Raw genomic sequence first — 13054 nt, forward strand, 5'->3', positions numbered from 1 at the left:
GGACAGTAGCGGGTATCCCATTCGGTGAGCATCTGCCGCAATGTCTTCGGCAATGGTTTCTGCGCGCGGGTTTCGAGGGTGGCCTGCTGAGCGAGCTTGTACTGGGTGACGAGTTTCGGGTTGTGTCCGTGCACAGCCCGGTACCGGGCGGCGAGCTGCTCGAAGCGGGCGATGATATCGTCACGGCGGGAGAACTCGGTGATCATGTCCTCGCCGACGCCGACCACTTCGAGGACGGGTTGCTTGCCGCGCCCGCGAAAGCGTTCTTCGAACCGTAATTCCATGCTGCGCTTGAGTTTGCCGACGATGGTGGCGTTGTAGCGGCATGACAGCGACACCGTCGCCGCATACAACGCACGGGCATCGAGCGCCGACCACTTGCCGTCGCAGCCGAGGACCTTGCCCGAAATCACCGCGTGGGTGTGCGGATTCGGATCGCCGGCGCGATTGTCGAAGTGATGGAACGCGGCGATGACCAACCCGGTCGCGTCGATCTGCCTCACTCCATTGGCGCCGCGGCGGGTGACCGCGTACCGGGACTCGGCGAACGCGAGAACCTCCTGCACAGCCTCGAAGTGAGCGCGCCAGATCTCCCGGCGGACATCATCGGAACCCAGACCCCACAGGATCGAGATCGACTTGGCCGGGGTGAACACGCAATCGAACCCCGCCACCGCCTTGCGCGTACCGGCCTTCTCGGCGGCCAGCGCATCCTCGATTTCGGTACGGGAGGGGGCTCGGCCCAGGACAGTGGTGAGGTGTTCACGAGCGGCATCGGTGCGCAGAATCGTGCGCTCATCCCAGTCCGGGCGACGCCTCTGAGCCGCGATGAATTCGGCGATTCTGCGGTCGGTGATATCGCGGATCGGGGACGGCTCGGTGGAGAACTCGTAGAACATTCGGCCGATCCGGGCGGCCTCGAGGGCCTGGGGCACGGATTTTCCGTCCGCGATTGCCGCCGCAATTATCGAGTCGGCGTCAGGGTGTAATCCTTCTCCGAACAATGCCTGCATCTGGGCTTCGGTGACCATTCCCGACAGGCCGAGTTCGGTCGCGCCTCGCCCTATCCAGACACCCGGTGGGGTACCGTGCTCGGTGTAATAGTCAGTGAGATCCCGGGTGCGATCACGCCCACGATCACCGGTGGCAACCTGGCTGGTCAGATACAGGTAGCCATCGCCAGCATGAAGTCGATGAAGCGTCATCATTATTTCGAAGATAACGCCGTATGTAAACTTAAAAAAGACATTATCCGCGAGTAGCATTGGAAATGCAAGAGGTGTGAATTTCAGGACATAAGAGCCCATATGGGATCTTATGTAACGCAGACTTGGGGGTTGAAGAGAATGGATGGAAATGGAATCTTGGAAGGGTGAAATGAGGTGATGGAAAAGTGAATGCGCCACGCGCGGCGGTTTCGATCGTTTGACGCGCGGACGCGAAGGGAGGTTGGCGATGGCGGAGAAGCCGAATGCGCGCCAGTGGGCGCGGGAGGTGACGGCGCGGCTGTTGGCCGAGCAGGCGTGCGTGTTGCGGGAGAACGAAACCGATCTGGCGGAATTCCGCAAGCAGCACGGCCGGTGGGAACGAACAGCCCGGAGACGGGAAGCGGCGATCGCCGCAGTGGATGCTCGATACCGGCAGACCGAAACGGAAGCCGAAGCGGGCGCGGGAGCCGCGCTGAGGCGGCTGCACGCACGGGGAATGGGAGAAACCCAACTGTGTGAGATCACCGGACTCGGCCCGGCGCGGGTACGACGGTTGCTGCGTAGCGGACAGACCGGAGTCGCGGGCTCGCCGTCAGGAGTCGGGGTCGATGTGGATGAGGGTGGAGCGGGGGATGGTGCGGCGCAGGCCGGGCAGGGCGAAGATGCGCAAGGCAACGCGGGAATCCCAGAAGCCGTGCTTGAACGCCCACGCCCAATGCCCGAGCAGCCAGATGAGCAGACCGAGCGCCAGCCACGGCAGTCTGCCGGGGATCGCGTAGGCAGGGCGGAATACGATCGTGAGCAATGAGTCGAAGAACAGGAAGAAGCCGACGATGCGGGCGAGGATCGGAAACGCCCACCACAACAGCATCGCTACGAGAATGACGACGGCCGCTAACCAGATCAGACCCATGAGAACGCCTCCTTGTGTTCGACAGTGTGGTCAGGCAGGGAGCGGTGTCTCGACTGGACGCCGATACCCGCTGGTAAATACCGGGATTGGGGAAACTGGATTCGATCAAGCGCGGGTGGCGTGGGGCGGCCGGTCGTAGAAATGGGCCTGGCCGATCAGCCGCTCCTCGTGCGCGCAGAAGACATGGACGTTGACCGCGTCGAGCAGATCGTCACGAGCCTGGGTGAGCTCGTGCACCTGCCGTGCGAGGCGGCGGTTCTCGGATTCGACAGTCCGCAATCGCGCCGACAGCAGCACCACGAGCGCCATGCAGGCATCGAGATCGCACGCGCACCGATCGACGGGCAAAGCGTTGTGGACCGACGCGGCGGGTGCGCGACGGTCTGGGATGTGGTGGGCAGGCATGATTGCCACCTCCGAACGAAATCAGGCACAGACGAACCCGCCCGAAATCGGGCGGGTTCGGTGCGGAACGCTGGGGCAGACGGGCCCCGAGAGGGAGCGGATAACGGTCAGAAGTCGGGCTGGTCGCCGACTCCTGCACCGACGAGCGCAGGCTTGCCGCGGCGGGCGGCCTGCTGCTTCGCAGGTGCCTTCTTCGCGACCGGCGTGGTCGCGTGCGGGTCCTCGTCCAACTCGACCGGGGCCGCGTCCTCGGGATCGTCGACGGAGACCGCGACGGTGGTGAACCGCAGTGAGGCTGCGATGTCGTCGACCATGACCTCTGTGATCCACTGGGTGACGTCGTTGCGGTCCTGGTAGTTGCGCTGACGCAGTCGGCCGGTCACGATGACGCGCGCGCCCTTGAACAGGCTTGCGGCGACGTGGTCGGCCATCTCGTTCCACACGACGCAGCGCATGAACGCCGTTGCGCCGTCACGCCATTCGCCCGAGGCACGATCGTAGACGCGCGAGTTCTGCGCAACGGTCAGGTTCGCGACGACGTGGCCGCTGGTCAACTGCTTGTAGTCGGGGTCGGTGGTGAGGTTGCCGATCACGGTGACGGTGATTTCTCCAGCCATGACGATGCACTCCTTGAGACGAAGGGAAAGAGCGAGAGGCAGACCGCCGCGTCCCTCCGGAATCCCCATCACGGTGAAAACCCGTGATCGGGTGGTGCACCGGAGGGCTGGCGATCTGCGGCTCCGCCATCAGGGGTGGGCCGGGCCCATCGGGCCGACGGGGGTTCTGCGGCGCGGAATGGGGATCGCCGCTTGCGGCGACCGGAGCGCAGCGGAGGCTCGTCCCCATTCCGTGACGCAGGTTCATCGGCGGGAACCCGGCCGACCCCTGATCCCCTTGGGGCAGATCGACGGCCCACCGGGACAGCGACCGACCAGATCCCTCGCCCTACTTGATCGACCTGACTCGATGAGGATGGAACGGGTCGAGTAATTCGTGGTCGCCGTGCTCGTCGCAGTAAGCGGTCGATAACCAGCGGCGGATTCCCCACCGCTCCATATCAATCCAGCGGGTGGCGGGTTTGGTGCATCCGGAGGCGTAACACCCGATGCCTCCGTTCGAGAGGCGGTCGCAATGCTGGACCGAGCCTTTGCTACTCCCTTTGCCCATGCGAATGTCCCTTCTCCGGGGATGGGTTTGGTCGAAGGTCACCGCTGGTGGGCGAAGCGGCGAGGGCGGTGCGCGCCCAGCTCCAAGCCGTTGTCGACCGTTCGTGCAAGCTCGCGGGCGGAGAAGTCGTCATGCCCGATGTGGACAGCGCCGGCGGCGGTGAGGGCGTCGTGCGCGAGTTTCTTGTCGAGTTCGCCGCCGGCGACGAGCCGCCCAAGGGTGAATGCCGCGCGGAACAGGGTGGTGTTGCGGGTGCCGGGCGCGGCAGCGGTGACCTTGCGGGTTTCGGCGTCGATGATCGCTCGTAGATACGCATCCGGATGACGCGGCGGCGCAGCAGGATCGGCCGAGACAGGGGACGGTGGCGGGGTGAGCAACCTGAGCAGCCAAGGTGGCAGGTCGGCGGTGGGTCGGTTGGCGAGGAGCCGGTACTCGCCCTGGCTGGTGCGGGATCCGGCAGCGACGACATAGCCGCCGTGGCCGCGGGAATCGATTCCGGGCCCGAGACGAGCGGCGGTATTGGGCAACCACAGCCCGCCGTCGGGAATCCGGTAGTAGAGGTGACGCCCACCTGTGGGGGTGGATACCGCGTAGGTGATCAGAGAACGCTGCTCCCCCATCGATTTCGCCAGCCGCAGCATCGTTTCGGGACCGCTTTCGCCGTGATGAGTGTCGAGGTCGATGACATGTAATCGACTCGGACCGGTTGCGACGCCGACGTTCCTTCTGGATTTCGGAGGCCAAAACTGTTTGATACGAACTTCGTCGATGGTGGCCTGCTGCTGCCATCGTGTGATGGCAGGGATTTTCGAGCCCGGCCGCAGCGGAAACACGAACCAGCCGCGAGCGGCGGCGGACAGCGCAGCATCACGGAACCGATTGGCAGACACGGCAACTCCTTCCTCGGCGGGAATGAAAGTGGGGCAGATGTGGCGAGCGGGCGGCCCCGGGATGGGAACCGCCCGCTCGCAGGTACGAACGCGGTCAAGAATCGATATCGATCGTGGCGGGGTCGAGGTCCCCGGCGGCCGCCTGCTCGACAGGGGTGAGGTGGTGGCCGTTGTCGGCGAGGAAATGCAGGTACCGGCGGACACCGCGGTCGGTGTGGCCCCAGGAGTCCTTGCCGGTGCGTTTCTCGTAGGCACCCAGTACAAGCCCGAGTGTGATGACCTGGCAGCGGGACGGTTTGGAGGTCGAGATGAGCTTCAGCAGCTCCTCGCGGCCCCTGGGGATACCGAGGAGTTGGTGGGCGGTCAGGTCAGCGTCGGATTCGTCGAGCAGGCCGGGGTTGTCGGCGAGCGCTTCGGCGATGAACACCGGCGCGAGCGGTGGCACGGTCTTGCGCGCGAGCAGGCGGGTGGTGACGAATTCCCGCCGGGCCTGCAATGCGGCCTGGCCCTGCTTGTTCAGTCGTGTTCGACGCAGGTCGGCCAGTCGTTGCTGTTCGCGCTGCTCGGCCGCGACCCGGGCGGCTTCCTCGCGCTGCGCCGCGGCGACCCGGGCTGCTTCCTCCCGTCGGGCGGCGGCATGAGCGGCCTCGGCGTCTTCGTCGTCAGTCTCGACTGTGTCCTCGGCGTATCCCTCACCGTGTGGCGGCTGATCGGGCTCGATGTCGTCGGCTGCGTCGGCGATGTCGAAATCGGCGGCCAGAAGCAAACCGGAATCGTCGAGGCGTTCGGCGCGCAGGTAGCAGGTCGGTTCCCAGATCGGTTGCCGCCGCACGGTGTCGGCATGGCGACGGCCTTCGGCCGGGGTTGCGTTCGGCTGGCCCTTGGTCGTCCAGTCGACAGTGTCCGGGGCGATGGTTGTGCCGGTGTCGGAATCGACGACGACTTCCTCATCGGTGGGATAGCAATACACAACCCAGTCGGAAGGCCGGGCGTGCACCACCGCGGCGGTGACTTTGCCTCCGTCGCTGGTGCACAACAGCTTGTGGCTGATGAACCGATCGTCTTCGTCGCTGGGTTCAGCGTCGAGGACTCCGAATCCGAGTGCGGCATACGGCAGGGATTCGAGGAACCGCTGCCGCGTCTCGGCACGGTCGTTGGCGATGCGTTTGGCTTCGTAACCGAACATCGCGCGGGAGGTGGCCAGCAACCGTTTCACCGCGTCGGTGTCGTCGACCGCCTCGTACTCGGCGATGACCGCGGCCTGCTCCAAATCGAGCTGTCCCTCGTCGACCGCGCGGCGGGCGGTGTCGCTGCCGCCGACGGCCACAGCGAGTTTCACCTGATCGCGTTTGCGTCCGACGTCGTGGCTGATGCGGGTCATCGACGCGCCGAAGGCGAACATCTGCGCCATTCCCGCCGCGCGGTCGCCCTCGGTCAATCCGATGCGATGGTCGTTGACGGTGATCTGCTGCCCGATCCGGCGGATCTCGCGCTCGGCCGCATCGACAGCGGGGGCGGGGGTGATCCACACCGGCACCCGAGGCACCTCGAAGGCCAGCGCGGTGAGCGTGCGGACCTGGCCGTCGACCACGGTGATGGTGCCGTCGGCTTCGCGGTGAGCCTTGATCGGGGTGAGCACACCGTGGCGGCGGATCGACTCGGTGACCTCGGGATAGTCGCCGAGATTGAACGACTTGCGGACGTTCTGATCGATGACCAGCTCCTCCGGAGGCAGGAACACCGCCTCCGGGGCCGTTTCACCGACATCAGGGGCTATGTCGGAGTCGGCGCGATCGTTGACGCCGGGCTGGTTGGCGGGGTCGGTCTGGCCGGGTTCTTGGATGGTGTCGATTGCTGTGGACATCGGGATCGAACTCCTTTAGTAGCGATACGGAATCGGGCGGGCAGCGACACGGGGTGTCGGTGCCCGCCCGAAGCGGTCGATTTGCTGGATTACGTTGTGTACGAGTCGAATAGGCTTCTGTGCTTTGTTGGCTCGGTTACCGCTTCTCACGGCCGGTGACGTTGAGCGGCCGCAGCCGACAGATGCCGTCGGAGTCGGCGGAATACAGCCAGTACTTTCCGCCCCAGTCGGCAGCGGCTTTCCGCCATGCGGTGATGACTTCCTGGTCCAGGACCGAGGCCGGTCCGGCTGTCCCGAAGGGGTGAGCGGATTCGTACTGTTCGCGAGTCATGGTGTCGATCTCGGCCATCGGAGGCTCCTGTTCTGGTGTGAATGTGGTTGCTGTGCACGGGTTGTCAGACCAGCTGCATGGCTTGCAGGGCGAGGTCGTCGAGGGTGTTGGCGCGGTCGGGATCGGGCAGCGTCTGCGAGTAGCTGGTGACCGCATTGGCCACACCCGCAGCCGTCAACTGTCCACCGGAAATAAAGTGCGCAAGGATCCCCGCGCGCTCGCTCTCACTGAAGCCCAACCGCTTGGACAGGACTTCCATGGTCTTCTCGGGTTGCGCGACCGGAGCCCCGGCGGCGTGTTCGAGTTCGTCGATCCGGGTGGCGAAGAACTCCGGGGACAGCCATTCGGTGACTCGGTCGCGGGTTTCGGCGGTGATCACCGCCAGCTTTTTGCGCAGGGTGTCTTGCGACCAGGACCCCACGGTGCCGGTGTCGAGTCGCTCGCCGAGGTGGCGGTGGCTGTGAGCGAACAACGGCAAGGTAAGTCCGTTGCCGCAGATCTTGACCACCACCTCCGGAGTCAATCGCACGGCATGGTGGCCGGTCTCATCGTTGCTGAACCTGAAGCCAGCGAAAACCACAGGCTCGGCACCGAGCGCGTATCCCTGACCTTCTCGCGCAGCGACGGGCCGCCACCGATCCAGATCCCCGGCGACCCGGCGGCGTTCGGCCTCGAGGTCAGGGTTCGCGAAGGCGCTGCGATATCCGGCCAGGAATCGTGGTGCCAGTGCCGACATCTGGGGTGAATAGACTTTGCAGTGCATGGTGGAGTCGGTGAGATCGCACCCGCGTATCTCGACTTCGGCTCCGGCGTCGCGGATCCCGTCGAGTACGGCAGTGAGCACGTCGAGGTTGTCGATGATCGAGTAGCGCGCAGAGACCATCGCCCGCAACACTCCCGGCTCGTGAGGCGTGCCGGAGGTGAACAGGCGCAGCAGGAATGAGCGTTCGTCGGGTTCGAGGAGCTCAGTCCCGGCGGGTCCGTGCAGCCAGCCGTTGACGTTGACGTCATACAGGTCCAGTCGATCGCTGTCGCGCATTCGGCGCAGATACCGAACCGGAATGGCGAGCTTGTCGGCGATCTGGCCGTCGGCCGCCGCAGTCGGTTGATAGAGGCCGTCGACGACGGTGACACCGCGCTCGTCGACGACCGGGGTGACCCCGAAGACCTCGATCATCCCGTCGCGTGCGCGCACCGAGGCCGCCGAGGCGACGACGTCGAGTTTGGCGGCTTGTTGCCGTTGCAGCCGGGGCAGCAATTCCTGCAACGACATATGCCGGCCACCGGTGTCGATAACCATGAGAAACCCTTTCGCACAGAGGAATTGGAAGCAGAAGATCAATCGGAGGTGAATCAGGCGTCGGCATTGTTCTGGGTGGCCCGATACAGCGCGTGCGCGGCGTCGAACTCCGCGCGCGCAAGACTGGACCGGCGGGAGGCGATGTCTTGGCGCATCGTGGCGAGTTCATAGGCACGGCTGGCTCGCTGGCGACGCTCATCGGCCTTGGAGTACCAATAATTTGGCCACGCGGAGATCGGTGAGGAAGCGCTGCGAGATCACTTGCACGACAGCGGTGACCGCCTCGATGATGTCGTCGGACTCGGCGGTCAACTGGCGACCGAGATCGATATGCAAACCGCCGGGTTCGCCCAAGACGACGACAGCGATCCCGGGTTGGCGAGCGGTCGCGTTCGGGTAGAACGCGACCGAAGCCTGCGGCGCACCGAGCCAGCGACCATTCACGGCCAGGCCGAAGAACCGCAGCAGCAGCCTCGGTCGGGGCTCGCGGTGGCCGTCGAAAACGACGGTGTGCTCGGACATGTCGACGAATACCTGTCCGCTGACCGCGGCGTCGTCGGTGGATGTCAGGGTGTAGGAGGTGCCGTTGTCGGCACTGTTGTCATAGCGATCCTCGGTGCTCTCGGGCACGGCCATGATGTGGAATTCCTTTCTTGCACAGGTGATACGGACGGACCGGGTCATTGCCGGACAGGTCGGGTGCAGTCGCTGGCCCGGCGGGCAGCCCGCAGCACGGTGGGTTCGGTGAAATCGGCCAATACGAGCTCGGCGTCGGGCGGGCGGTGCCGCCATTGCCGGTGGTAGTAGGAGGTGTCGATCTCGCCGCTCGGGCGCAGCGTGATCCCGGTGCCGGCGTGGAAGCGGGTGTATTCGGCGTCGCCGTCGCCTGCTTGCGCATCGGTGTGGCCGCTGCGGGTGAACGGGGCGGATCGTTGGGGGATCAAGAACGCCCCGTGGTCGGCGAGCTGGGCGGCGACCGCGATCGTGTGGTACTCGAAGCGATGTCCGCGATACCCGGGCGCGTCCGCGGACCGTGGCACGACGCCGTGCGGCGGGTGACTTACCGCGGCGTGGAAGGGCCGCAACCACATTCGGGGCAGTCGCAGCAGGTCCTGGCAGATCCACACCGCTTCGGGCAGGACCTTCAACCCGATCCGTACGAATTCCGGACTCTGTTCCACGCAGACGATTTCGGGTGGCGGCGCGGCATGGAAGCGGTGGTCGAACATCAGGCTCCGATGGCAGGCGAAAGCCAGCGCGCCGATCCCGGCTCCCAGGTCTATGACCCGAAATCCGTTGACGTGCAATACGAACTCACGTGCCAGCGGCGACGGCGTGAATAACGCACTTTCCCGGCACTGAGCCTCTGGATTCGGCTGCCAATGGTCGAGGACGAAGGACTTTTCGGCCTCGCTCAGATCCCGGGACAACTCCACGAGCCGACACGCCTCCCGATGCGCAGACCCGACCCTCCTGGTGAACTTTCCCATGCAGAAACTCCTTGCACGACATAGTGATTGGTGAATGACGACCCGGGTCGCGACTATCGACCGGGGCGCAATGGTGGAGATCGGCTGGTGTGGGCCCGGCGACATGCCCACACCAGCCGACGAGAAGGGACCGCACCAACCCGCTCACGCACGTGCGCGTCGGCGATGTCGCGGGTGTGGTCGGTGGGGCGTCACGCGTCGACACCGGCGGCGGGAAGGGCGGTCAAGCCGTTGCACTGTCCGTGCGCGCCGTCGGGGTTACGGTGTCTCCCTGCGGGTGTCGGCAGCGTGCGGCTTGACCGACCGCGCCGCCGGTGTAGCGTGCGCCCGCCCCACCGACCACACCCGCGGACCTCCGCATCGCGATTCAGCGACTACGGCAGCGCGTCACAGCACGGAATCACCGTGCGACGCTGTCCCGTCAGCGGGTCCGCATCGGGGCCGACTTCCGGGGCGATGTGTGAGCCGGCGGCCTGGCGGTTCATCGACAGGGTCCGGGCGGGCGTAGCACGGTGCAGACCCAGGTGTTCGTCCGCCGTTCCATGCGCCCGGCCAAGGCCAACGCGTGAAGCGATCGATCGGCGGTGCTCACCCAGATGGTGGCGCAGAACTCGACGATGTCCTCGCTCAGCCGACAGGTATGCAGGGTGGCCAGTCTATGGCGGCCCCGCGTGGACCGAGTCCGGGTGACCAACGCCGCGCGCACCTTCGGATCCAACATCGAGGCGAACTGATCGACATCACGCCGGTGATTGAACGTCTCGATCAACAGCGAGACCAGACGTACGACCCAGTCACGAACCTCACCGGATTCGCTCCACACCGGGTACCGGCCGTCGCACCGCCACGGCGCGCTGGAGCCAGCGTGGTCCCCGTGATCGTCACAACTGCTGATGACCTGTACCGGCACGAGAGTCGAATCATGGTCGGGCACAGGCGCGTGCATCGCCGATCGATCGAAACCGACGCTCGTGCGCGGGACCCCAGCGGGTCGCGACAGCGTCACCCCGCTAGCCACTGCGTCGGCGCTGTCGCCTTGAACTGTCAACGCTTGCAGGACATCTCGCGCGCACGTCATCAACTGAGCCGATCCATCGGCGATGAACCGGTGACAGCCCTGCGACGCCGCCGAGGTGACCGGTCCGGGAACCGCGAACACGGGCCGTTGGAACCGCCCTGCCCACCGCATCGTGGAGGAGGCTCCCGACCGCAGCCCCGCCTCGGTCGCAACAGTCGCGCTCGACAGGGCCGCGAGCAGCCGGTTCCGGTCCAGCAACGCATATCGATGCGGGCGCGCTCCGAACGGGTACTCACTGACAATCAGTCCGCGCCCGGCGATCTCGGCGAGCATCGAGGTGTTGCCGATCGGATACGCACGATCGAGCCCGCACGGCATGATCGCCACGGTCAAGCCGTCGACGGCGAGGGCAGCTTCGTGGGCGACAGTGTCAATCCCGAAGGCGGCTCCCGACACCACAGTCCACCCCGCCGCCGCCAGCTCGGTGCCGAATGATCGGGTGACTTGACGACCATAGTCGGTGCTGGCGGTGGCACCTGTCAGCGCCGCCGCCCGAGCCGTCGCCTGCCGCAGCGAGTGTTGGCCGCGCACCCAGAAGGCCAACGGAGCCGCGTCACCGGGATTGTCCGAACCTGTGGGCAGGCAAGCCAATAGCTCACGCGGCCACTCCGGATCCTCGGGCGTGACCAACCGTGCACCGAGAAGATCCGCCTCGTCCAGATCGCGGGCGGCAGCATCGAAGCTGCGGCCACGCTCGAGCACCGCCGGAGCCAGACCGAGACAGGGGTCGCCGGACTCGACGGCCGCGGCGGCGTCGGTGGCCCCGACACGGTCCACGAGTTCGACCAACGGGGCACAGGGCCCGGACGCGGCGCGCGCCAACAACGCCCACGCGACCCGGTCGATGCATGTCGAGGTCATCGTTCCACCGCCCTCGCCGAATCCGGCTGTGCGGCACCGATATCGACGCGCAGATCGGCGGCGATGCCGACGCCGCTACGTACAACTCGCTGCAATCGATCGGGATGCATGGCCGTCCGCAAGGCGTAATCGAGTATGAACGCCATGCGGTACTCGGGGTCGGCCGCCAGCGCCGCGTCCAACGCCACGCCCGCCAGAACACCGTCCCCGCGCAGGTAGGCATGGAACGCGAGCATGGTGGCGGCACCGGCTCGATCCGGGCCGGACAACGCGCGCGTCAGCATCGTCCAGAGTCGTTCCGCGACAGCGCAGTAGCTGCCGTTCGGCACCCCGAACAGTGCGTCACGCACCGTCGAGTCACGCAACGCGACGGCGACCTCGGCCAAATCACGCGGCGAATAGGGACCCAGATCACCGGCTCGTTTCAGCACAGCCATCACCCGCCACAGCGCCATCCGGGTGTAGGCGTCAGGATTATCGATGCGCAGGGCGCGAACGAACCGCTGATGTGCCTCGGCGGCAACCTCGTCCAGCAACTGCGCCACCTGATCCCGCGATGTCGTGTCGATCGCGACGACATCGACCACCTCGCTACGACGTCGATAGAGCGCCGACGCCTGCAACACTCGCTGAACGGCGACAGGCGATGCCGCCGGATCAGGCACGATGCCGGTCTGCCGAGCCTGAGACAGGCTCCACCACAATCCGCCGGCCGCGATCTCGCGGACGCACCACGTGCCGACGAAAGCGATATCGCACGCGGCCAACTGTTGTTCGAGAGCGTCGTGCAGCGGCCGGTACCCGGTTCCGGTCGGCCTGTCGGGCGACGGAACGGGCATGCGGTCATCCACGATGAAGGCAAGCGCGGCAACAGCATTCGAATCAGAGCACAGACGGGCCATGCGGGTCGCCGCCTCGGCATCCGACCGATCCCCGGGACGGGGCAGATCAAGTCGGGACACCACACCGATCGTGTGCGAAGCCGGTTGCGAGGACCGCATGAGCGCGACGACGACCAACGACCGGTAGGGAACGAACCCGATCATCGCGGGCAACGCCGCGATCAGATCACCGATGATGTCGACGGCGAGATCGGCCGAAACGGGGAGATCGAACTCGTCAGACATGAGCGAAGCTCCTTCGAGCGAAGAAAGCCCCACGGACACAACACAAACCACAACAACGCGGACAGCGCCGTGCCCTCGGGGCGGTGGGCGCACCGCGTCAACACCGGCGGCGGAACAGGGCGGTCAAGCCGACCCACCGACGATCCCGACCACCCGCGCTACGGTCCGCAGCCCGTTCACGGCCAACCGCGGCTTGACCGCCCACGCCGCCGGTGTAGCGTGCGCCCGCCCACCGCCCCGAGGGCACGCGCCGCGAAATGCGATGCAGTCCCGCGAATTTGACAACTCCCCATATGGGGAATACCGCGTCTGCTTGCGAAACTATCTGCGCGAGGCGCAAAATGGCCTTGAAATGCCAAAGTAGGGCAGAATTGGATTATCAAGCATATTGATTTTGCATTGAATGGGATTTCATTTCAC

12 protein-coding genes are annotated in these 13054 nt (G+C 65.7%); all 12 read right to left on the minus strand.

Annotated elements, in window-relative coordinates:
* Window positions 1–1307 (minus strand): MobF family relaxase (mobF, locus tag NS2_RS32950; RefSeq protein ID WP_152979271.1); only part of this gene is annotated, 1307 nt, incomplete at its 3' end.
* Window positions 1308–1800: 493 nt separating this feature from the next.
* The gene (locus NS2_RS32955; protein WP_033091191.1) at window positions 1801–2121 is read right to left on the minus strand and encodes a hypothetical protein; all 321 of its coding nucleotides are present in this window, start codon (window positions 2119–2121) and stop codon (window positions 1801–1803) included.
* Between the two features lie 105 nt (window positions 2122–2226).
* Window positions 2227–2526, minus strand: a complete 300-nt coding sequence (locus tag NS2_RS32960) for a hypothetical protein (protein ID WP_196223783.1) — start codon at window positions 2524–2526, stop codon at window positions 2227–2229.
* 107 nt (window positions 2527–2633) lie between these two features.
* Window positions 2634–3212 (minus strand): single-stranded DNA-binding protein, encoded by a 579-nt coding sequence (gene ssb, locus NS2_RS32965; RefSeq protein ID WP_081986366.1) that lies wholly within the window; start codon window positions 3210–3212, stop codon window positions 2634–2636.
* A 519-nt stretch (window positions 3213–3731) separates the two neighbouring features.
* On the minus strand, window positions 3732–4787 hold the full coding sequence (locus tag NS2_RS32975; RefSeq protein WP_306455159.1) for a bifunctional DNA primase/polymerase: 1056 nt from the start codon (window positions 4785–4787) through the stop codon (window positions 3732–3734).
* A complete protein-coding gene (locus tag NS2_RS32980; protein ID WP_052087017.1) occupies window positions 4678–6447 on the minus strand; it encodes a ParB/RepB/Spo0J family partition protein in 1770 nt (589 codons plus the stop codon). The genes NS2_RS32975 and NS2_RS32980 overlap by 110 nt, the downstream gene beginning before the upstream one ends.
* 136 nt (window positions 6448–6583) lie before the next feature.
* Window positions 6584–6796: a hypothetical protein gene (locus NS2_RS32985; protein ID WP_033091194.1), complete on the minus strand. Its 213-nt coding sequence runs from the start codon at window positions 6794–6796 to the stop codon at window positions 6584–6586.
* A gap of 46 nt (window positions 6797–6842) precedes the next feature.
* Window positions 6843–8078 (minus strand): hypothetical protein, encoded by a 1236-nt coding sequence (locus NS2_RS32990; RefSeq protein ID WP_147207403.1) that lies wholly within the window; start codon window positions 8076–8078, stop codon window positions 6843–6845.
* A 195-nt stretch (window positions 8079–8273) separates the two neighbouring features.
* Window positions 8274–8714: a hypothetical protein gene (locus NS2_RS32995; protein WP_033091196.1), complete on the minus strand. Its 441-nt coding sequence runs from the start codon at window positions 8712–8714 to the stop codon at window positions 8274–8276.
* Between the two features lie 44 nt (window positions 8715–8758).
* The gene (locus tag NS2_RS33000; protein WP_143837618.1) at window positions 8759–9568 is read right to left on the minus strand and encodes a class I SAM-dependent methyltransferase; all 810 of its coding nucleotides are present in this window, start codon (window positions 9566–9568) and stop codon (window positions 8759–8761) included.
* 481 nt (window positions 9569–10049) lie between these two features.
* The gene (gene dprA, locus NS2_RS33005) at window positions 10050–11348 is read right to left on the minus strand and encodes a DNA-processing protein DprA (RefSeq protein ID WP_161789524.1); all 1299 of its coding nucleotides are present in this window, start codon (window positions 11346–11348) and stop codon (window positions 10050–10052) included.
* Between the two features lie 155 nt (window positions 11349–11503).
* Complete coding sequence (locus tag NS2_RS33010) at window positions 11504–12673, minus strand: DUF4192 domain-containing protein (RefSeq protein WP_147207404.1); 1170 nt, start codon at window positions 12671–12673, stop codon at window positions 11504–11506.
* Window positions 12674–13054: the final 381 nt, after the last annotated feature.

Source organism: Nocardia seriolae NBRC 15557, assembly GCF_007990715.1.
GTDB classification, from domain to species: Bacteria; Actinomycetota; Actinomycetes; order Mycobacteriales; family Mycobacteriaceae; genus Nocardia; species Nocardia seriolae.

Bases quoted from the DNA above. Each gene is read 5' to 3' on its own strand.
- ssb (WP_081986366.1), bottom strand. From the start codon at position 3,212: ATGGGGATTCCGGAGGGACGCGGCGGTCTGCCTCTCGCTCTTTCCCTT.
- NS2_RS32960 (WP_196223783.1), bottom strand. From the start codon at position 2,526: ATGCCTGCCCACCACATCCCAGACCGTCGCGCACCCGCCGCGTCGGTC.
- NS2_RS32990 (WP_147207403.1), bottom strand. From the start codon at position 8,078: ATGGTTATCGACACCGGTGGCCGGCATATGTCGTTGCAGGAATTGCTG.
- NS2_RS33000 (WP_143837618.1), bottom strand. From the start codon at position 9,568: ATGGGAAAGTTCACCAGGAGGGTCGGGTCTGCGCATCGGGAGGCGTGT.
- NS2_RS32995 (WP_033091196.1), bottom strand. From the start codon at position 8,714: ATGGCCGTGCCCGAGAGCACCGAGGATCGCTATGACAACAGTGCCGAC.
- NS2_RS32955 (WP_033091191.1), bottom strand. From the start codon at position 2,121: ATGGGTCTGATCTGGTTAGCGGCCGTCGTCATTCTCGTAGCGATGCTG.
- NS2_RS32985 (WP_033091194.1), bottom strand. From the start codon at position 6,796: ATGGCCGAGATCGACACCATGACTCGCGAACAGTACGAATCCGCTCAC.
- NS2_RS32980 (WP_052087017.1), bottom strand. From the start codon at position 6,447: ATGTCCACAGCAATCGACACCATCCAAGAACCCGGCCAGACCGACCCC.